The sequence below is a fragment of the Tsukamurella sp. M9C genome (assembly GCF_020169415.1).
Lineage (GTDB): Bacteria > Actinomycetota > Actinomycetes > Mycobacteriales > Mycobacteriaceae > Tsukamurella.
On sequence record NZ_JAIULG010000009.1, the window covers coordinates 1 to 19,360 of the forward strand.

Annotated in this window: 24 protein-coding genes; 9 read left to right on the forward strand and 15 right to left on the reverse strand. The window is 73.0% G+C overall.

Annotated elements, in window-relative coordinates:
• Both LB823_RS06965 and LB823_RS23705 read right to left on the reverse strand, forming a co-directional pair.
• Positions 1-1,243, reverse strand: a 1,243-nt coding sequence (locus LB823_RS06965; protein ID WP_224646043.1) for an ABC transporter ATP-binding protein, incomplete at its 3' end; no start/stop codon positions are given.
• Positions 1,244-1,256: 13 nt separating this feature from the next.
• Positions 1,257-1,385 (reverse strand): hypothetical protein, encoded by a 129-nt coding sequence (locus LB823_RS23705; protein WP_255603085.1) that lies wholly within the window; start codon positions 1,383-1,385, stop codon positions 1,257-1,259.
• 192 nt (positions 1,386-1,577) lie between these two features.
• Here LB823_RS23705 and LB823_RS06970 point away from each other — a divergent pair, with 192 nt between their 5' ends.
• Positions 1,578-1,781: a hypothetical protein gene (locus LB823_RS06970; protein WP_224646044.1), complete on the forward strand. Its 204-nt coding sequence runs from the start codon at positions 1,578-1,580 to the stop codon at positions 1,779-1,781.
• A 12-nt stretch (positions 1,782-1,793) separates the two neighbouring features.
• Here the strand turns inward: LB823_RS06970 and manA are convergent, their stop codons facing one another.
• The 4 genes from manA to LB823_RS06990 form a co-directional block, all read right to left on the reverse strand.
• A complete protein-coding gene (gene manA / locus LB823_RS06975) occupies positions 1,794-3,035 on the reverse strand; it encodes a mannose-6-phosphate isomerase, class I (RefSeq protein ID WP_224646129.1) in 1,242 nt (413 codons plus the stop codon).
• Positions 3,035-4,141: a tobH protein gene (locus tag LB823_RS06980; RefSeq protein WP_224646045.1), complete on the reverse strand. Its 1,107-nt coding sequence runs from the start codon at positions 4,139-4,141 to the stop codon at positions 3,035-3,037. The genes manA and LB823_RS06980 overlap by 1 nt, the downstream gene beginning before the upstream one ends.
• Before the next feature lie 69 nt (positions 4,142-4,210).
• The gene (locus LB823_RS06985; protein WP_224646046.1) at positions 4,211-5,581 is read right to left on the reverse strand and encodes a phosphomannomutase/phosphoglucomutase; all 1,371 of its coding nucleotides are present in this window, start codon (positions 5,579-5,581) and stop codon (positions 4,211-4,213) included.
• A 127-nt stretch (positions 5,582-5,708) separates the two neighbouring features.
• Positions 5,709-6,194: a DUF3499 domain-containing protein gene (locus LB823_RS06990; RefSeq protein WP_224646047.1), complete on the reverse strand. Its 486-nt coding sequence runs from the start codon at positions 6,192-6,194 to the stop codon at positions 5,709-5,711.
• Positions 6,195-6,295: 101 nt separating this feature from the next.
• On the opposite strand from LB823_RS06990, the gene LB823_RS06995 reads away from it, so the two are divergent.
• Entirely contained in the window at positions 6,296-6,796 is a 501-nt protein-coding gene (locus tag LB823_RS06995) for a metallopeptidase family protein (RefSeq protein WP_224646048.1), read from the forward strand.
• Positions 6,797-6,824: 28 nt separating this feature from the next.
• On the opposite strand, the gene LB823_RS07000 is transcribed toward LB823_RS06995, so the two are convergent.
• Entirely contained in the window at positions 6,825-7,151 is a 327-nt protein-coding gene (locus tag LB823_RS07000; RefSeq protein WP_068524587.1) for a WhiB family transcriptional regulator, read from the reverse strand.
• Between LB823_RS07000 and LB823_RS07005 the strand changes: the two genes are divergently transcribed.
• The 5 genes from LB823_RS07005 to LB823_RS07025 all read left to right on the forward strand — a co-directional run bounded on the left by LB823_RS07005 (position 7,134) and on the right by LB823_RS07025 (position 11,501).
• On the forward strand, positions 7,134-7,301 hold the full coding sequence (locus LB823_RS07005; protein WP_224646136.1) for a hypothetical protein: 168 nt from the start codon (positions 7,134-7,136) through the stop codon (positions 7,299-7,301). The two genes, LB823_RS07000 and LB823_RS07005, sit on opposite strands and share 18 nt — an antisense overlap.
• 200 nt (positions 7,302-7,501) lie before the next feature.
• Positions 7,502-8,527, forward strand: a complete 1,026-nt coding sequence (gene cofD / locus LB823_RS07010; RefSeq protein ID WP_224646049.1) for a 2-phospho-L-lactate transferase — start codon at positions 7,502-7,504, stop codon at positions 8,525-8,527.
• Positions 8,524-9,933 carry a coenzyme F420-0:L-glutamate ligase gene (locus LB823_RS07015; RefSeq protein WP_224646050.1) on the forward strand — a complete coding sequence of 470 codons (1,410 nt, stop codon included), beginning with the start codon at positions 8,524-8,526 and terminating at the stop codon, positions 9,931-9,933. Before cofD ends, LB823_RS07015 begins: the two co-directional genes overlap by 4 nt.
• Positions 9,934-9,937: 4 nt before the next feature.
• Complete coding sequence (locus LB823_RS07020; protein ID WP_224646051.1) at positions 9,938-10,495, forward strand: NUDIX hydrolase; 558 nt, start codon at positions 9,938-9,940, stop codon at positions 10,493-10,495.
• Positions 10,496-10,694: 199 nt separating this feature from the next.
• Positions 10,695-11,501: an alpha/beta fold hydrolase gene (locus LB823_RS07025; protein WP_224646052.1), complete on the forward strand. Its 807-nt coding sequence runs from the start codon at positions 10,695-10,697 to the stop codon at positions 11,499-11,501.
• Positions 11,502-11,554: 53 nt separating this feature from the next.
• On the opposite strand, the gene LB823_RS07030 is transcribed toward LB823_RS07025, so the two are convergent.
• Both LB823_RS07030 and glgC read right to left on the reverse strand, forming a co-directional pair.
• Complete coding sequence (locus LB823_RS07030) at positions 11,555-12,403, reverse strand: SDR family NAD(P)-dependent oxidoreductase (RefSeq protein WP_224646053.1); 849 nt, start codon at positions 12,401-12,403, stop codon at positions 11,555-11,557.
• A 57-nt stretch (positions 12,404-12,460) separates the two neighbouring features.
• The gene (gene glgC, locus LB823_RS07035) at positions 12,461-13,678 is read right to left on the reverse strand and encodes a glucose-1-phosphate adenylyltransferase (protein WP_224646054.1); all 1,218 of its coding nucleotides are present in this window, start codon (positions 13,676-13,678) and stop codon (positions 12,461-12,463) included.
• A 168-nt stretch (positions 13,679-13,846) separates the two neighbouring features.
• On the opposite strand from glgC, the gene glgA reads away from it, so the two are divergent.
• Positions 13,847-15,028, forward strand: coding sequence for a glycogen synthase (gene glgA / locus LB823_RS07040; protein WP_224646055.1), 1,182 nt, complete (start codon positions 13,847-13,849; stop codon positions 15,026-15,028).
• A 15-nt stretch (positions 15,029-15,043) separates the two neighbouring features.
• Here the strand turns inward: glgA and LB823_RS07045 are convergent, their stop codons facing one another.
• The 4 genes from LB823_RS07045 to LB823_RS07060 form a co-directional block, all read right to left on the reverse strand.
• Complete coding sequence (locus tag LB823_RS07045) at positions 15,044-15,907, reverse strand: putative RNA methyltransferase (RefSeq protein WP_224646056.1); 864 nt, start codon at positions 15,905-15,907, stop codon at positions 15,044-15,046.
• 72 nt (positions 15,908-15,979) lie between these two features.
• Positions 15,980-16,147 carry a DUF3117 domain-containing protein gene (locus LB823_RS07050; protein WP_068532479.1) on the reverse strand — a complete coding sequence of 56 codons (168 nt, stop codon included), beginning with the start codon at positions 16,145-16,147 and terminating at the stop codon, positions 15,980-15,982.
• A gap of 111 nt (positions 16,148-16,258) precedes the next feature.
• Positions 16,259-16,579 carry a DivIVA domain-containing protein gene (locus LB823_RS07055; protein WP_224646057.1) on the reverse strand — a complete coding sequence of 107 codons (321 nt, stop codon included), beginning with the start codon at positions 16,577-16,579 and terminating at the stop codon, positions 16,259-16,261.
• Between the two features lie 7 nt (positions 16,580-16,586).
• Positions 16,587-17,765, reverse strand: coding sequence for an erythromycin esterase family protein (locus LB823_RS07060; protein ID WP_224646058.1), 1,179 nt, complete (start codon positions 17,763-17,765; stop codon positions 16,587-16,589).
• Positions 17,766-17,844: 79 nt separating this feature from the next.
• Between LB823_RS07060 and LB823_RS07065 the strand changes: the two genes are divergently transcribed.
• The gene (locus LB823_RS07065; RefSeq protein WP_224646059.1) at positions 17,845-18,522 is read left to right on the forward strand and encodes a MerR family transcriptional regulator; all 678 of its coding nucleotides are present in this window, start codon (positions 17,845-17,847) and stop codon (positions 18,520-18,522) included.
• Positions 18,523-18,526: 4 nt separating this feature from the next.
• On the opposite strand, the gene LB823_RS07070 is transcribed toward LB823_RS07065, so the two are convergent.
• Together LB823_RS07070 and LB823_RS07075 are read right to left on the reverse strand one after the other, a co-directional pair.
• Positions 18,527-18,832 (reverse strand): transcriptional regulator, encoded by a 306-nt coding sequence (locus LB823_RS07070; RefSeq protein WP_224646060.1) that lies wholly within the window; start codon positions 18,830-18,832, stop codon positions 18,527-18,529.
• Entirely contained in the window at positions 18,829-19,302 is a 474-nt protein-coding gene (locus LB823_RS07075; RefSeq protein ID WP_224646061.1) for a hypothetical protein, read from the reverse strand. Before LB823_RS07075 ends, LB823_RS07070 begins: the two co-directional genes overlap by 4 nt.
• Positions 19,303-19,360 lie beyond the last annotated feature (58 nt).

A 19,360-nucleotide genomic window follows, 5' to 3' on the forward strand; every position in this document is an offset into this window, starting at 1 on the left:
GGCCCGCCCGCTCCCCCAGTTCGACGGTGCCCTCGGCCGCCGTCAGTCCCGCGAGCACGTGCGCGAGCGTCGACTTGCCCGAGCCGGACGGGCCCGTCACGGCGGTGAGGACGCCGGGCTCGGCCGTGAACTCGGGGCACTCGAGCACGAAGTCGCCGCGCCGCGCGCGGAGCCCGGTCACCCGCACCGGCACGCCGGTCGGCACCAGCCGCGTCCCGTCGGGGCGGGCGTCATCGACAGGCCCGGACAAGGCACCGTCGACCCCGAGACTCCGAACCGGCCGACCGAGCGGCCCCGCCAGCTCGACGAGGCGTTCGGCGCTGATGCGCGCGCCGACGAGGGCGAGCCGGCTCTCGGCGACGTCCTGCACCCGGGGATAGAGGTAACCGAGGTAGCCGGTGAGCGCGATCAGCGCGCCGTAGGTGAGGTTCCCCGTGCGCACGAGCGCGACGCCCGCGACGGAGACGGCGATCAGCGTGAGCGCCTGCGCCGAGCCGAGCACCCCACCGAAGGTGGCGTGCACCCGCGCCTCGCGCATCCGCGCGCGGAAGAGCGCCGCACCCCGCCGGTGGACCTCGGCCGCCTCCGCGTCCTCCATGCCGTGCAGGCGCGCGAGCTCGACGGTGCCGGTCACCTCCGCGATCACCGTCCCGAGCGCGGAGTGGGCCGCCCGCTCCCGCGCGGTCGCCCGCTCCTGCGCGCCGCGGAAGGCGCGCGCCAGCCCGGTCAGGACCGGCACCGCGACCAGCGCGATCACCGTGAGCTGCCAGCTCAGCCACCACGCCACCGCGACCAACCCGCCGGTCGTCAGTACCGCGACCACGGCCTGCACCACCGAGACCGATAGCGCCGTCTCGAGCACCACGACGTCCTCGGTCAGCCGGACCACCACGTCGCCGGTGGAGAGGCGGTGCACCTCGTCCATCGGCAGCCGCAGGACGCGGGCGAGCACCTCGTCACGCAGGGCGAGGACGGTACCGTCGGCGGCGCGGCAGGTGGCGAGGGTGCCGGCGTAGGTCAACAGCGCACCCAGGAGGGTCGCGCCGATCCAGGCGGCGACCCCGCGTGCGGCGCCCACGAGCGAGGCGGAGCCGAGGACCGCGGTGAGAACGTCGGCCATGACCAGCACCGACGCCACCTCGACCAGGGCCGCCGCGACCAACAGCGCCAGGCCACCGACGAGGGATCGTCGGTGGCCCGGCGTGTGGGCCCACAGCAGCCGCAGCATGTCCGTGGACGTCATCGGACTCCTCGGGTCACTGCCAGACCCAGTCCCAGCGGCGGGCCTGCGGGTTCCAGCGACGCACGCGGCGGCGCTGGGGCTGCTGCGGCTTCGGCTGTCCCGGTCGCTGTCCCTGACCGTTGCCCTGTCCCGGTGCTGCCATGTGTTCATCTCCTTGCGTCGTGGCCTCGTCGGCCGTTCTTTCCGTTGCAAGGACCACTCTCGCGGCTCCGCCTGGGCGGACTCTGCCGCGCGGCTGGCAGTCCCATGGGAGCGCCGAAGTTACCGACGAGTGTTACTCGTTGGTAGGCGAAAACTGTTGGCGTACCGGCAAGTAACACTTACCGTCGGGCCTATGACCAAGACTTTCGCGCACACCACCGACCAGACGGTCGCCCAGCTCCTCAACATCGTCGAGGGCGGGGACGACGTGCTGCTCACGCGCGACGGCAAGCCGCTCGCCGTGCTCAGCAAGGCGCAGCCGACGGCCGTCGCCGTAGGTGACATGCAGACCTTCGACATCCCCGAGACGTTCTACGAGAACCTCGGCGGCGTCTGATCCGTCGGTGACCTAGTGCCCGCCCACCAGGGTGCGGAAGAACTCCGCCGCCGGTGAGTGGGCCGTCACCACGACGCCCGGATCGGACGCGGCCATCCACAGGCCGCTGCCCGCCGGCACGTCGATCGCCCGGCCCGCACTGCGCACCGTCACCGTTCCCTCGGTGACCACCAGCAGCTGCGGGCCGCGTGCGTCCAGCTCCACCGACGCGGCGCGCTTGAGCGCGGTCCCGTCCAGCCGCACGCGCGAGACCCGGAACTCCGGCGCGGGCGTCGAGAAAACGACCTCCGGGCCGACCGTCGCCGTGCGGGGCGCCAGGTCCGACGGTGCCCGGGGCGTGAAGTCCAGCACCCGCAGCAGCTCCGGCACGTCGACGTGCTTGGGCGTGAGGCCGCCGCGCAGCACGTTGTCGGAGTTCGCCATCACCTCGACGGCCGCGCCGCTCACGTAGGCGTGCAGATTGCCCGCCGAGAGGTACAGCGCCTGCCCGGGATCGAGCACGATCCGGTTGAGCAGCAGCGCCGCCAGCACCCCGGCGTCGTCCGGGTAGCGCTCCCCCAGGGTCAACGCCAACTGCGCCTCGCCCTTGAACTGCTCGGCGCCGCTCTCCAGGTAGCGCACGCAGCCCGCTAGGACCGCGGGCACCAGCACCGCCAGCGCGGGCTGCGGCAGCGTGATCCAGGTGGTGACCAGCGCGCGCAGCCCCTGCGAATCCGGCTGCCCGGCGAGCAGGCCCAGGTAGCTGTCCAGCTCCGGGACCGCCAGCACGCGCAGCAGTTCGACGGTGACCGCCGGGTCGCGGAAGCCGGCGAGCGCCTCGAACCGGCTCAGCGCGATGACGACCTCGGGCTTGTGCGCGGCGTCGCGGTAGTTCCGCTCGGGGGCGTCGAGCGGGATCCCCGCGGCGTTCTCCCGGGCGAAGCCCTCCTCGGCCTGCTCCCGCGAGGGATGGGCCTGCAGCGAGAGCGGCTCGTCGGCCGCGAGCACCTTCACCAGGTAGGGCAGGCGGTCGCCGAACTCGCCGCGGCAGGCGGATCCGAGCTGGCCGTCGAGGTCGGCGCCGATCGCGGACAGCAGATCGCCGTCCGACGCGGTGTCGGCGGCGTCGTACAGCTTGGCCGGGTCCGCGGGGTGCGCGCCGAACCACAGCTCGGCCTCGGGATGGTTGGACGGCACGTGCCGTCCCTGCATCGTCGCCAGGACCGTCCGCGAGCCCCAGGCGTACGGCCGGATGACTCCCTCGATCCGCTGCATCACGCCTCCCCCGTCAGGCGCCGGTAGACCGACGCGAGATCGAACCGTACCGCCAGCGCCAGGAGATCCAGCGCGTCGGCGCGCGGCCCCGTCGTCTCCGGCGCGCGCTCCGCACCCTCGTCGACGGGCAGCGACTCCACGTCGGGCAGGGCGCGCAGCCGCGCCTCCACCAGGGGCGCGCGCTGCTCCGTGGTCAGGATCAGGACCCGCAACGGCGTCTGCGCCGCCGGGCCGTCGAGGAACGGGTCGTGGAACAGCGGATCCACCGCCGCGCCCGTCTCCAGCGCCCCGCCGGACGGCGCGGCCGCCAACTCGGGCGTGGCCAGCTCGACGTCGGCGAGGCCGACCGCCGCGACGACCTGGCCACCGAGAGTGAGCGCCTGCGACGCCGCGTGTTCGGCGACGGCGAGGCCCGGCGCGGTGTCGGCGGTGAGCGCGACCCGCCGGCCCGTCATCCGGGCGGCGAGGCGTTTCGCGGGATTGGACTCGACGTCGCGGTCCGGCGCGCCGCGCACGGCCTCGTCGTCGAGGGTCTCGGCGAGCGTGTGCAGGAAGCCCTCCCCGGGAGCGTCGCCGCGGTCGGTGCCCGCGAGCCGACCGAGGACGGCGAGCAGCGCGGCGGCGACGCCGACGAAGCCGAACCGCTCCGGCACCCGCAGGCGGGGCGAAAGGTCGACGGCGCGGCCCGCGGCCGCCTCGGCGACGGGGCCCTCCATCGGGACTGCGACCACGACGACGGCGCCACGGCGCGCGGCGGTGGCGATGGCCCGGGCGAGCACGAGATCGCCCGCGTCGAAGCCGCAGACGACGACCACGTCGAGCGCGCCCACCCAGGGCGGCAGCTCGGTGGAGCGGACGAGCGGGACGTCGAACCGGCCGGCGGTGAGGGCCTCGACGAAACCCGCTGCGGCGGCCGCGGGGCCCGCGCCGCAGACCACGACGACGGCGCGCGGCGTGAGGCCGTCGAGCTGGGCGAGCGCGCCCTCGTCGACGGCGGTGGCGACGGCGCGCGCCTGCGCGCCCGCGAGTGCGGCGGCGCGCAGATGACCGCCCACGTCGGCCGCGATCAGACCCGCCGGATCATCGAGATCGGCAATCTCGGTCACGGCTTCCTCCCGTCCCATCGGCGCCGCGTCCCGTCGGCACCGTTCCGACCGCCGGGGCACATCGCGCGATCAGGCACGTACGATCGCCAGGATCCGCTCGGTCAGCGCGCGCACCTCGTCCGTGGTCGCCGCCTCGACGTTCAGCCGGAGCAGCGGCTCGGTGTTGGAAGCGCGCAGGTTGAACCAGGCGCCCGAATCCAACTGTACCGTCACGCCGTCCAGTTCATCGGTGCTCTGGATTTCGTCTGCGAAAGCATCGAGTACGGCACGCGTGCGCTCGCCCTGGTCCGCCACCGTCGAGTTGATCTCGCCCGACGCGGCGTACCGGTCGTAGACGCCCATCAGCTCCGACAAGGGCTTGCTCTGCTCGCCGAGCGCGGCCAGCACGTGCATCGCCGCCAGCATCCCGGAGTCGGCGCCCCAGAACTCGCGGAAGTAGTAGTGCGCGGAGTGCTCGCCGCCGAAGACGGCGCCCGTCTCGGCCATCTGCGCCTTGATGAAGGAGTGGCCGACGCGGGTACGGACGGGGGTGCCGCCGTTCTCGACGATGATCTCCGGCACCGCCTTGGACGTGATCAGGTTGTGGATCACGGTGGCGCCCGGGTTCTTCGCGAGTTCGCGCTCGGCGACGAGGGCCGTCACGGCCGACGGCGAGACCGGCTCGCCCTTCTCGTCGACGACGAAGCAGCGGTCGGCGTCGCCGTCGAACGCGAGACCGATGTCGGCGCCCTGCTCGACGACGAACTTCTGCAGGTCGACGAGGTTCTTCGGGTCCAGCGGGTTGGCCTCGTGGTTCGGGAAGGTGCCGTCCAGCTCGAAGAACAGGGGCCGCACGTCGAGCGCGTCGACGGGGCCGAGCACCGAGGGCACGGTGAAGCCGCCCATGCCGTTGCCGGCATCGACGGCGACGCGCAGCGCGCGCGAGCCGGACAGGTCGACGAGCTTCCGGAGGTAGTCGCCGTACTCGTCGAGCACGTCCCGCTCGGACACGCGGCCCGCGGCACCGTCGTACGACGGGACGCCGTCGGCCACCTGCTGGGTGATCTGCTTCAGCCCGGTCTCCTGCCCGACGGGCTTGGCGCCGGCGCGGCACAGCTTGATGCCGTTGTAGGCGGCGGGGTTGTGCGAGGCGGTGAACATCGCGCCCGGGCAGTCGAGCAGGCCGGAGGCGAAGTACAGCTCGTCGGTGGAGGCGAGGCCGATGAGGGTGACGTTCACGCCCTGCGCGGTCACGCCCTCGGCGAAGGCCGCGGACAGCGACGGCGACGAGTCGCGCATGTCGTGGCCCACGACGGCGTCGGTCGCGCCCTCGCCGCGGATCAGCGCGCCGAACGCGGCGCCCACGTCGCGGACGAAGGCCTCGTCGATCTGCTCCCCGACCAGGCCGCGCACGTCGTACGCCTTGATGACAGCCTGCACCGACTCCAGCGCTCGAACCACGCTCGACGACCTCCTGTGAAACGGCATGCGGAAACCCGGCGGGCTCCGTGCGGACGCCCCACCCTATCGGCAATCAGGGCGCGGACCGGCATTCGGCGCGGGGACGTGACGGCTTCTCTGGCGACTCTCAGTCGACGGGGTCGGGCAGCACCCGCAGGTGGCCGCGGCGACCGGGCCGGGCGGCGTGCTTGGGCGCCGATCCCCCAGGCTGGGCCGAGGGCGTGACCTGGGGCCCACCGAGGCCGTCGTGGACGGGGCGCATGGCACCGATCGGCGGGAGGGAGCGCAGGGGTCCGTCGGCGGGTTCGGGGGCGTGGCGCCCCTGGTCCCGGGTGGCGCGTTCGTGGACCGTGTCGGCCAGCGCGGTCAGGTCGTCGTCGAGGGCGGCGTTGCCGACGGAGGCCGCGCTGTACGCGGGCAGGTTGCGGAGCATCTCCCAGCCGCGCGGCGCGGTCATGCGGGTGGCGTGGAACTCGCAGAGGTCCCAGGAATGGGGTTCGCTGGTGGTCCCCAGGGGGCCCAACACCGCGATCGACTGGCGGTAGTCGAACGTCAGCGTCGCCACGGCGATGTTCCTGCAGCCGGGGCGGCAGCACTGACGGACGGGGTTCACAGCAAGAAGGTTAACCCCTGGCTCTGGCGGCGCGCTTCCGACACACCGGACGGGGCCGCGCGGCGGCCGTCTCGGGCCGTTCCACCTAGACTGAGAACACGATGAGAAGCAGGAGAAGGACGCCCGAGGGCGGCGCGCGGATGCGGCGCCGTGTGTCGCGGGACCGGCGCGGCCACGGGCTGCGCGGGCCGCTGGTGCCCCGCGATCTCCCGGCGCACCGGACGCGGGCGCAGGGTTTCGACGAGGTGGTGCTCGACGCCTTCGCGGAGATCGACTCGCTGTGGCACGACAAGCTGTCCGACCTGGACATCGCGGTCGACGACGTTCCCGGCATCCTGCCGCACGATCCGGACGCGGTGTCGTGGCCCGCGGAGGTGGAGGCGGACGGCCCGATCCCGTTGGCGCGCATGGTGCCCGCGGGCATCGACCGCCGCGGCAATCGCACGCGGGCGCGGCTGATCCTGTTCCGCCGCCCGCTGCAGCGTCGCGCGAAGACGGAGGCGGATCTACTCGATGAGATCCTCGCGATCCTCGTGCACCAGATCAGCGATTACCTCGGCGTGACCGAAGAGACTCTGCTCGCCGGCCCGGACGCGCTCTGAACAGCAGCGGCCTGGGCTCGACGAACGGTCAGATGATGCCGCGCTTGAGCTTCCGGCGCTCACGCTCGGACAGGCCGCCCCAGATGCCGAATCGCTCGTCCTTCTGGAGGGCGTACTCGAGGCACTCGTTGCGGACCTCGCAGCCCAGGCAGATGCGCTTGGCCTCGCGAGTGGAGCCGCCCTTCTCGGGGAAGAACGCCTCGGGATCCGTCTGCGAGCACAGTGCGCGGTCCTGCCACTGATCCTCGACGGCCTCGTAGAGTTCCTCGAAACCCGCGGGCACGACACTCAAGTGCGCGCGGCTGGACCCACCGGAGAAGCTTCCGAACGGTTCACGATGAGCGTCGATCGTCATCGGCCCGCCTCCCTCGTTGCTTTCGTGGTGTTCGATGGATTTTCTGTCTGCATGCCCCGCGCCGGCGAAGAGATCGCCGCACTGAATGACACGGTTGTGATTACACACGTGCAAAGCTGCCACGTCAAGCTGAACCGGGAAATTAGCTAATACCACCTGGATGCCCGAATGCGAGCCCTCGACACGTGGTTGAGATGTGATCCGCGTCATATTTCACACGCGCTCGCCGACGCACCACCCGGGCCCGTCGTGCCTTCGATCATGCCAGGAAGGAGGGCGTCCGCGCGACCTCCTCGAGCACCTCGACCCGTCCCGAGAGCCTCCGCCGGGCGACCACTACCCTCGGAGGAGTGAAGGTGACGGTGCTGGTGGGCGGTGTCGGCGGTGCGCGGTTCCTCGAGGGCGCACGCGAGCGCTTCGGGGTGACGCCGTTCCCGGAGAAGGACGGACCGGCCCCCGACGGCGCCGTCGGCGACTCCGTGACCGCCGTGGTGAACGTGGGCGACGACGCCTGGATGCACGGCGTGCGCATCTGCCCCGACCTGGACACCTGCATGTACACCCTCGGTGGCGGAATCGACACCGAACGCGGCTGGGGCCACCGCAACGAGACCTGGCACGCCAAGGAGGAGCTCGCGAAGTACGGCGCCGATCCGGACTGGTTCGGCCTCGGCGACCGCGACCTCGCCACGCACCTCATCCGCACCCAGATGCTCTCCTCCGGATACCCCCTCACGGACGTCACCGCGGCGCTCTGCAACCGCTGGCAGCCGGGCGTCCGGCTGCTGCCCGCGACCGACGGCCGGCACGAGACGCACGTGGTGGTCGCGGACCCCGACTCCACCGACGGCGCGAAGAAGGCCATCCACTTCCAGGAGTGGTGGGTGCGGTACCGCGCCGACATCGAGACCTTCGGCTTCGCCCAGGTGGGCGGCGCGGACGGCGGCGGTTCCGGCAAGGCGCAGGCGTCGCGGGCCGCGATCGCCGCCATCGAGGACGCCGACGTCGTCTTCCTCGCCCCGTCGAACCCGGTCGTGTCGATCGGCGCGATCCTCTCCGTCGGCGGGATCCGCGCCGCGCTGCGCACCACGAAGGCCCGGGTCGTCGGCGTCTCCCCCGTGATCGGCGGCGCGCCGCTGCGCGGCATGGCCGATCGCTGCCTGGACGTGCTCGGCATCGAGACCAGCGCCCAGGCGATCGGCGAGCACTTCGGCGCCCGCAGCGGCAACGGCATCCTCGACGGCTGGCTCGTCTCGGAGGAGGACGCGGGCGTCGCGATCGACGGCCTGCCCGTCGCGGCGGTGCCGCTGCTCATGAGCTCGCCGCAGGCCACCGCAGCCATGATCGACGCCGGCCTCGAGCTGGTGGGCCTGTGAGCTCCCGCCCCGAGCGCGACCACGGCGCCGCGTCCTTGGAGATCCTCCCCGTCCTCGGCGTGCCCGAGGTGACGCCCGGTGACGACGTGGCGGCGCTGCTCGCCGACGCCGCACCGTGGCTCGCGGACGGCGACGTCGTGGTGATCACCTCGAAGGTCTTCTCCAAGGCCGAGGGCCGGGTGCTCGCCGCGCCGTCGGACCCCGAGGAGCGGGACGCGTTCCGGCGCCGTCTCATCGCGGAGGAGTCGGTGCGCGTCCTGGCGACCAAGGGCCGCACCTGGATCACCGAGAACAGGCTCGGCATCGTGCAGGCGGCGTCGGGCGTGGACGCCTCGAACGTGGCCTCCGACACCGTCGCCCTGCTACCCGAGGACCCCGACGGCAGCGCGTCCGCCGTGCGCGCCGGCCTGCGCGAGCGTCTCGGCGTCGACGTGGCCGTACTGGTCACCGACACCATGGGCCGCGCCTGGCGCAACGGCCAGACGGACGCCGCGATCGGCGCCGCGGGCATGGAGGTGCTGCACGGCTACGCGGGCGCGGTCGACGCCTACGGCAACGACCTGGTGGTCACCGAGATCGCCGTCGCCGACGAGCTGGCCGCCGCGGCGGACCTGGTCAAGGGCAAGCTTGGCGGCGTCCCCGTCGCCGTGGTGCGCGGCTTCGCGGTCCGTGCGCCCGAGGCGGATTCGCCCCTCGCGACCGCCCGCGGCCTGGTGCGCCCCGGCGAGGACGACCTGTTCCACACGGGCGTCGAGCTCGCGCGCCGGCAGGCGCTGCTCGTGCGACGCTCCGTCCGCGCCTTCGCCGACGAGCCGGTGCCGGCCGACGACGTGCGCGACGCCGTGGCGGAGGCTCTGACGGCCCCTGCGCCGCACCACACGCATCCCGTGCGGTTCGTGTGGGTGCGGGACGCGGAGCGGCGTACGGCGCTGCTGGACGCCATGAAGGCGCAGTGGGCGACGGACCTCGACGGTGACGGGCGCACGCCCGACTCCGTCGCGAAGCGGGTGCGACGCGGGCAGCTGCTCTACGACGCCCCGGAGCTGATCCTGCCGTTCATGGTCCCCGACGGCGCCCACGCCTACCCCGACGCCCGGCGCACCGCCGCGGAGGAGACGATGTTCACCGTTGCGGTCGGCGCCGCCGTGCAGTCGATGCTGGTGGCGCTGGCCGTGCGCGGGATCGGCAGCTGCTGGGTGGGATCGACGATCTTCGCCGCCGACACCGTGCGCGAGGTACTGGGACTGCCCGGCGATTACCGCCCCGCGGGCGCGATCGCCGTCGGCTACCCGGCGGATCCGTCCGTGCTGTCCTCGCCCCGGCCGCCGCTCCCGCCGGGCGAGATGCTCATCGAGGTCGGGCCCAGCGCGGGCACCGCGGAGCCCGACTCGCGGGAAGGGCGGTAGCCGAGTGACTTTCGCCTCCCTGCACGCCTCCGCGATCGACGTCCTCGCGCGGTTCGACGCCCGCACCGATGGCGACGACGCCCTGCGCCACACGGTGCTCGCGTTCCTGGATGCCCAGCCGAACGCCTGCGCCCGCGCGAACGTGCCCGGCCACATCACGGCGTCGGTGGTCATCCTCAACGAGGCCCGCACCCACGTGGTGCTCACGCACCACCCCCGGGTCGGCGAGTGGTTGCAGCTGGGCGGGCACTGCGAGGACACCGATTCGACGGTGGCGTCCGCCGCGCTCCGCGAGGGGCACGAGGAGTCCGGCCTCGCCGATCTCGTCCTCGACGCCGACCTGCTCACGCTGCACACCCACCCGATCCGGTGCTCGCTCGGCGTCCCGACCCGCCACCTGGACCTGCGCTTCCGCGCTTTCGCCGTGGGCGCCGGCACCCCGGAGCTCGCCATCAGCGACGAGTCGAACGACCTGCGCTGGTGGCCCGTCGACGCCCTCCCCGAGTCGGCGGAGCACACGACCGTCGCCCACCAGGTGCGCGCCGCCCTCGCCCGGGACTGACCGCAGGGCTCGTTGGGGGCGCGCGAGCGGGGCCGCTCGATCGACGCAAGGACGCCCGCGCCACCGAAACCCATCATCTGCGACTTTTCTGAGAGGTATTGCGCCCACATCTATCAATCCGTACGCTCCGAACAGTCCGTCCGGCGCACCGTCGGACCCCGCGGGCCCGGCCCGCCCGACCACGACGAGGTGGCACGAGATGCTGGCGTACGAACGATTCGGCTCGGGTGAGCCGCTGGTCCTGGTCCACGGGATCGCGCACCGGCGGCAGGCCTGGTACCCGGTCGCCGAGCGGCTCGCGGAGCACCGCGAGGTCGTCCTCTTCGATCTCCCCGGCCACGGCGAGTCCCCCGCGCTCGACCTCGCCGGCCGCTCCGTCCAGGAGGCGCTGCAGCAGCACTTGGAGGACCTGTTCGACGAGCTCGGCCTCGTCCGCCCGCACATCGCCGGCAACTCGCTGGGCGGGCGCATCGCGCTCGAGGCGGCGGCCAGCGGCATCGTCAGCAGCGCGACCGGCCTCTCCCCCGCCGGCTTCTGGCGCGACGACAAGGATTTCCAGCTGATCCGCGCGCACTTCGCCGCGCTGATCACCGCGGGTCGGGTGGCGGCGCCCCTCGCACCGCTTCTCACCCGCAGCGGTATCGGCCGGCGCCTGATGCTCGCCTCGCTGATGACGCACGGCGAGCGCCTGACCGCCGACCGCGTGCTCGGTGACCTCCGCAACATGGTCGGCGCCCGGCACACGCTCCGCGACATCATCGGCGGTGCCTTCCCGTTCGAGGCCGACATCGCCGCCGACGTCCCCGTCACCATCGCGTGGGGCACGCAGGACCGCGTGCTCCTGCCCTACCAGGGCCGGCGGGCCCGCCGTCTGCTCCCTGAGGCCGAGCACATCTGGCTCCCGGGCAGCGGGCACGTCCCCATGTCCGACGATGCCGACGCCGTCGTCGAGATCATCCTGCGCGGCTCCTCGGGCGGCCTGCTGGCCCGCGCCGACGCCGCCTGACGCCGCCCCGCGAACGCTCTCCGGGGCGAACAGTCACACCGCGTCGCGCCGCGTCACGGCGCATCCGCGGGATGGTCCGCCGACCGCGCGATCTGACTCCACTCCGCGACGTCGGCGAGCGCCGTCGTGTACGCCCGGCTCAGGCGCTCGACCGCCTCCGCACCGAGCGGCAGCCGCAGCGGCACGCGACCGGACCGGACGACGTCGCCGATGATGCACGCCGCCCGCACCGGATCACCCTCCTGACGGCCGTCGCCCGACGTCAGGCGCTCCTGTGCCACCCCGACGGTCGCCCCGTACGCGGCGGACGGTGCCGCGACGGCCAGCGAGTGCGTCGTGTTGAAGCCGGTGCGGAACCGTGAGGGCTCCACGAGGAGCACGCGGATGCCGAACTCCGCCACCTCGGCGGCCAGCGCCTCGGACCATCCTTCGAGAGCGAACTTGCTCGCCGAGTACGCGCCGACGCCGGCGAACGACAACCTGCCGCCCTGGCTGCTCATCTGCACGATCGTTCCCGTCCGACGGTGCCGCATCCCCGGCAGCGCCGCGCGGGTCAGCGCCGCAGCGGCGAAGAAGTTCAGCTCCAGCTGCTCCCGCAACTGCGCCATCCCCAGGTCCTCCGCCGAGCCACTGATCGCGCGCCCGGCGTTGTTGACCAGGACGTCGATCGGCGACCGTGCGATCCGGTCGGCGACCCGATCCACCGCCCGCTCGTCGCGCAGGTCCGCCTCGATCACGTCCAGCCGCCCCGGATGGGCGGCGACGAGGTCGTGCACGGACGCCCCGTCGCGGACCACCGCCGTCACGGCGTCGCCGCGCCGCAGCGCGTCCTCCACCAGGCACCGGCCGAAGCCCTGCGAAGCGCCGGTGATCAGCCAGTTCGATTCTCTGTTCGTCGTCATGACTGCGAAGCTAGGCCTTCGAGCGCGCTCGAACGCAAGCCCCGGACAGGACCGGACTCAGCCGATCCGGATGCCCTTACCGACGGTGACCACACCACCGGCGGAGACGTTGAACCGTTCGCGCTCGCGCTCGAGGTTCACGCCGAGGATCTCACCGCGCCCGACGACGACGTTCTTATCGAGGATCGCCTTCCGGACCACGGCGCCCGCCTCGATCTTCACGCCGGGCATGAGCACGGATCCCTCGACGGTCGCGCCGTCGCCGATGGTGACGTTGGCGCCGATGACGGAGTTGCGCACCGTCGCTCCCGAGATGATGCTCCCGGCGCCCACCATGGACTCCTGCGCGAGCCCACCGCGGGCGAACTTCGCCGGGGGCAGGTTGTCGTTCTCACACCGGATGGGCCACTGCCGGTTGTAGAGGTTGAAGATCGGGTACACCGAGACGAGGTCCATGTGGGCCTCGTAGAAGGCGTCGATGGTGCCGACGTCGCGCCAATAGCCGGCGTCGCGCTCGGTGGCGCCGGGTACCTGGTTGTCGCTGAAGTCGTAGACGGCCGCCTCCCCGCGGGCCACGAACGCGGGGATGATGTCGCCGCCCATGTCGTGGTCGGAGTCGGGGTTCTCGGCGTCGGCGATGATCGCCTCGACGAGGGCCTGCCGGCTGAAGACGTAGTTGCCCATCGACGCGAAGGTGACCTCGGGGTCGTCGGGCGTGCCGGGCGGGTCGGCCGGCTTCTCCAGGAACTGGGTGATGCGACCGGAGTCGTCGGACTCGATGCAGCCGAAGGCCTTCGCCTCGGCGCGCGGCACGCGGATGCCCGCGACGGTGACCCCCGCACCGGACTCGATGTGCGCCTGCACCATCTGCGACGGGTCCATCCGGTACACGTGGTCCGCGCCGAAGACCACGATGTAGTCGGGGTCGTCGTCGGTGATGAGGTTCATCGACTGGAAGATCGCGTCGGCGCTGCCCGTGAACCAGCGCTTGCCCACGCGCTGCTGCGCCGGCACCGGGGTGATGTACTCGCCGCGGAAGCCGAACATGCGCCAGGTCTGGCTGATGTGCCGGTCCAGCGAGTGCGACTTGTACTGGGTCAGCACGCACAACCTCTGGTACCCGGCGTTCACCAGATTCGACAGCACGAAGTCGATGAGGCGGTACGAACCGCCGAAGGGCACGGCGGGCTTCGCGCGGTCCGCGGTCAGCGGATACAGGCGCTTGCCCTCGCCACCGGCGAGGACGATTCCCAGGACTCGAGGCTGGTTGCTCACGGGGTCCACGCTAACCCCAATCCGGGCACCCGTGCAGCGTTCTGCGACAGTGCATCCTGTTCCACGGCGATGCACAGGCGTCCGGGCGGAGAACCACAGGTGAACCGCACCGTTCGGGCTCCGTCGAACCGCCTGCGTGCGGCCCCGGCACGCTCTAGCGTGGTGCCCATGCGTGTAGCGATGATGACGAGGGAGTACCCGCCGGAGGTCTACGGCGGCGCGGGCGTGCACGTGACCGAACTCGTCGCGCGACTGCGCAGCCTCTGCGAGGTCGACGTGCACTGCATGGGCGCCCCGCGCCCGGACATGGACGGGGTCACCGTCTCCGGTCCGGACCCGGAGCTCGCCGGCGCGAACACCGCCCTCGAGATGTTCTCCACCGACCTGCGGATGGCGAACCTCGCCGCGGAGGCCGAGGTCGTGCACAGCCACACCTGGTACACCGGCTTCGCCGGGCACGTCGCCGCGCAGCTCTACGGCGTCCCGCACATCCTCACCGCGCACTCGCTCGAGCCGCACCGCCCGTGGAAGGCCGAGCAGCTGGGCGGCGGCTACCGCCTCTCCAGCTGGGCCGAGCGCAACGCCGTCGAGTACGCGGACGCGGTGATCGCCGTGAGCCGCGGCATGGCGCGCGACGTGCTCGACGCCTACCCGAACCTCGACCCCGCCCGGGTCCACGTGGTGCTCAACGGCATCGACTCGGAGGTGTGGCACCCCGCCCCCACCTTCGGCGAGGACTCCCCGCTGGTCGAGCGCGGCGTCGACCCGGACCGTCCCATCGCCGCCTTCGTCGGCCGCATCACGCGGCAGAAGGGCGTGAAACACCTGGTGGCCGCGGCACACCGGTTCGATCCGGACGTCCAGCTCGTGCTGTGCGCCGGCGCCCCGGACACCCCCGAGATCGCCGCGGAGACCGCCGACGCGGTGGCCGCGCTGGCCGAGTCGCGGGACGGCGTGCACTGGGTGCAGGACATGCTGCCCACCCCGAAGGTGCGCGAGATCCTCAGCGCCGCGACGGTGTTCGTCTGCCCGTCCGTGTACGAGCCGCTGGGCATCGTCAACCTCGAGGCCATGGCCTGCGGCACCGCCGTCGTCGCATCGGACGTGGGCGGCATCCCCGAGGTGGTCGTCGACGGCGAGACCGGCACCCTCGTGCACTACGACGAGGCGCACACCGACGTCTTCGAGGCCGGCCTCGCCGACGCCGTGAACGCGCTGTGCGCGGATCCCGCGCGGGCCGCCGCGTACGGCGCGGCCGGGCGCGCGCGGGCGGTCGCCGATTTCAGCTGGGAGTCCATCGCCGCGCAGACCCTGGACGTCTACCGGCAGGCGATCGCCGCCCGCGGATAGCGCGAGGACCCGCCGCTACCGCACCTCGTAGACGCTGACGGTGCCGGACGCCGTCACGGCCGCGGTGCCGCCGGCGGTGAGTTCCGCGATCGCGGCGGCGCGGGCCTCGGGCGCGCCGTGGTGCGCGCTGGGCCCCATCGCGACGAGGTCGGCCGCGGCCTCGGCGGTGAGATCCATGACCCACTCGTGCTTCTCGCGGGAGACGAGCGAGAAGTCGTGCAGCGCACCGTCGAGCCGCGCCACCTTGCCCTCCTCGACCGAGATCATGCCGAGCGGCTCGACGATCTCGCGCAGGTGCCGCGGCCCCGGCGTGAGCACCACGAGGCGGCCGCCGGGCGCGAGGACGCGCGCGAACTCGGCGGCGTTGCGGGGTGCGAAGACCGACAGCACTGCGGCGACCGCACCGTCGGCGAGGGGCAGTCGCGCCCACCCGTTCGCGACCACGGCACCGATCGCCGGCCCCCGCCGGGCGGTGCGCCGAGCCGCGGGCTTCGACAGGTCCAGCCCGATGCCGGTGCCGCGGAGCCCGTTCGCGTCGCGCGCGGCACAGGCCCGCGCGAGGTACTCGCCCTCGCCCGCGCCGCAGTCGAGGACGGATCCGGCGGGCGCGCCGGTGGCGGCGGCCGCGACCGCGGCGTGGAAGGTCTCGTAGTGGCCGGTCGCGAAGAAGCGCTCGCGGGCGGCGATCATCGCGGCGTCGTCGGCGATGAGGCCGCTCGCATCGCCGGCGAGAAGGGAGACGTAGCCCTGCCGCGCCACGTCGAAGGCGTGCCCCGCGGGGCACAGCAGCGTGCCGCCGTCGACGTCGAATCCGCCGCCGCAGTGCGGGCAGGCCAGCGCGGGCAGCGCAGCGACCAGGCCGGGCGGGACTTGCACCATGGGACACCCCCGGAACGAGGAGATCCCGCACGGTGGCACCGCGCGGGATCTCAGGGAAAGCAGTTCAACCGGCTACGACGTGACGCCGCGCAGCTCCTCGCCGAGCGCGGCGGCCTCGTCCGGCGTGAGCTCCACCACGAGTCGTCCACCACCCTCCAGGGGTACGCGCATCACGATCCCGCGCCCCTCCTTGGTCGCTTCCAAGGGGCCGTCCCCCGTACGTGGCTTCATAGCCGCCATCCGTTGCTCCCTTCAAATCCTTCACCCGCCCGAGCGCAGCCCGCAGCGGGTCCGCTGTACATTCTAGCCTGTGCGCTGCACCGATCGGCGCGGACCGCTGGCAATGCGGGCCTAGTCGTCCTCGCCGGAGGCCCCGGTCGCGGTGGAGGCGGGCGCCTGTTCGGCGGCCAGGCGCGCGCGCAGGACGTCGATCTCCCGCGCCAGTCGTTCGAGCGCCCAGTCCACCTCGGCGGGCTTGTACCCGCGTACCACCTGCTGGAACCGGAGCGCGCGGACGTCCACGCCCGCGACGTCCTCCGCGGGCAGCACGGTCGGCGTGGCACCCGTCTCCAGCGGCGGAGTGTCGTCGCCCCGCCCGAAGACCAGCGCCGCCACGCCGTACAGCACGGCCGCGACGGCCAGCAGTCCCAGGGCGTACAACACGATCACCATGAGGCCATCATGCCCGAACCTCCTTAAGGAAGAGGACACCGTCGGTCTCCGCCAGGCGGTCGGCGTCCAGCGGGAAGTACGCCCCGAGCGCGTCCCGATCGGCCCGCACGGGCGCGCCGCGCAGCCGCGCGCCGAGCTCCGGCCCCGCGTACAGGTGGGCCGGGTCGGCCTGCTCCCGCGACAGCTCGCCCTCGACGGTGCCCGGCGCGGGCGCCGCGAGCCCGTGCGCGGGCGCGGCGCCGATGGCCATCGCCACGTGCCGGTAGCCGTCGCCGAGGCGCGCCGCGGCCTGCGCGCCGCCGCTGAACCAGCGCACGACGTGCGGCCCCATCCGCATCTCGCTCACCCCGCGCTGCAGGTGCAGGTTGTGCGCGAAGGCGAGGGTACCGCCGCGGGGAGCCTCGCGGTCGACGATCGCCAGCAGGTTCCGCCCCATCATCACGTCCCGCTGGGCGCTGAGCCGGCCGAGCCGGTCGGGGGTCTCGGACGCCATGATCGCGTGGTACCGCAGCAGGCCGACGGCGGTCGCGGCGTCGGCGCGCAGCCACCACCAATCGTCCTCCCGCTCGGCCAGTTCCGGCGCGTGCGCGTCGAGGACCGCGAACAGGTCGTCGGCCAGCAGGCGCAAGCGATCGGCGTCGACGGTGCGCCCGACGCCCCGGTCCGCCTCGTACATCGCGCGCTCCTCGGTCCACCGCGCCTCGTCGCCGAGCAGCGCCTCGAGCTCCCGCTCGGCGACGACGCCCGGGACGACCTCGGCCAGCGCCTCCCTCAGCCGCCGGAAGTACGCGCGCGGGCTCGGGGCCGCTGCCATCTCCATCGGCCCGTCGAAGCCGTAGAACCGCACCGGCGTCTCCAGCGTCCGGTTGAGCGCGCGGAGGGTGCGCAACAGTTCACCCGTCGCCTCCAGTGCGTGGACGTACGGGTGGCTGAAGCCCTCGTCGAGGACCCGCTGCGGGTCGATCTCCGCGCCCGCGAGGTAGTCGTTCACCAGCGGCGCGCGGTGCAGGTCGGACTCGACGGCGATCGAGCGGTAGCCGCCGCGGAGCACCAGGTCCTCGATCACGGCGTTACGGGCGCGGAGGGTCTCCTCCGATCCGTGCATGGGCTCGCCGAGGGCCAACAGGCGGGTCGGGGTGGGCTGGGCGTCGAGGAAGGAAACGAGGTCTACCTGGTCCGGAATCATTCCCTCAACGATATCGTTGAAGCGTCCGTTGAAACTTGATCGCAGGAATCCGTGGAGCATGCCCGATAACCTTCAATCCATGCTCCGCCCCGTCGACCTCGCGCGCCCGCACGGGCTCTCCACCCAGGCGGTGCGGAACTACGAGGAGCAGGGCGTCCTCCCGCCGGCCGGGCGCACCCCGTCGGGCTACCGCGCCTACACCGAGCGGCACCGCCGCGCGCTCGACGCCTTCCTCGCACTGATCCCCGGGTGCGGGCACGCACGGGCGGGCTCGATCCTGCGCGCCGTGCACCGCGACGACCCCGACGCCGCGTTCGCGCTGCTCGACCAGGCGCACGAGGAGCTGGCCGGCGACCGCGACACCTTCCGCCGGGTGCGCGCGGCGCTCGCGGACCTGGGCGACCCCGGCGACGGCGGCGGCCCCGCCCTGTTCGTCGGCGAGGTCGCCCACCGCCTGGGCGTCGTCCCGGCCACGCTGCGCTCGTGGGAGCGGGCCGGCATCGTCCGGCCGGAGCGGGACCGCGCCACCGGATACCGCGTGTACTCCCCCGCCGACGTCCGCGATGCCCGGATGGCCGAGCAGCTGCGGCGCGGCGGCTACGGCCTCGCTCGGATCGCGGAGCTCGCGGACCGCCTGCGCGACGCGGGCGGCGTGGAGCCGCTGCGCGCGACGCTGGACGGCTGGCACGCGAACCTGGTCCGACGGGGCCGCGCCCTCGTCTCCGGCGCCGCGGCGCTCGATGCCCTGCTGGGCTGAGCGTCTACCCCTCGGCGATCGCGCGCAGCGCGGCGAGGTGCGCCTCGAAGGCCTTGCGCCCCTCCGCCGTCAGCGACAACCAGGTGCGCGGCCGCTTGCCCACGTACCCCTTCTTGATCGCGACGTACCCCACCGCCTCGAGCTGTGCGGCCTGCTTGGACAGCACCGAGTCCGAGAGCTCCACCGCGTCGCGCACGGCGGCGAATTCGGCGTTCTCGACCTTCGACAGCGCCGCGACGATGGAGAACCTCACGGGGGCATGGATCGCATCGTCGAGACGGTGGCGCGCGTGGCCGCCGGTCGCCGTCATCGCAGCGCCAGCGTCGAGATGGCCCGCGCGCCCAGGAGAGCGGGCGTCAGAGTGAGCATCGCCGCGGTGAACGTCCACGGCCACGGCAGCGCGGCGTCGCCGCGCACGGACTGGACGATGACGTACACGGCGTAGAGCAGCATCGTGGCGCCGAGCCCGAGGTTGTAGCGCAGGGTGAAGCCCCGAGGGGCGGCGGACGCTCGCCGCATGGAGATCGTCGCCACGGCGATCGCGACCAGGTAGAGCGCGAGGACGACGACCAGCCCTCCGACGCGGAACCACTGCGGCGCGTCGGGATTCCCCACGGTGAGCCGCAGCGCGGGTACCAACGCGGCGACGGCGAGCCCGATCGCGATGAGACCGCGCTCGAGCCGGGCCCGATCGGCCGGGGTCGCGACGGACGCCCCCTCGGCCTGGGCGAGGGCGCGGCGCGCTTCCTCGGGGGTCGGGTGTGCGAAGTGCTCGGTCATGACGAAGCCCTCTCCGTGATCGGCCCCCCAACCATAGAAAGTACTTTCCACAACGTCA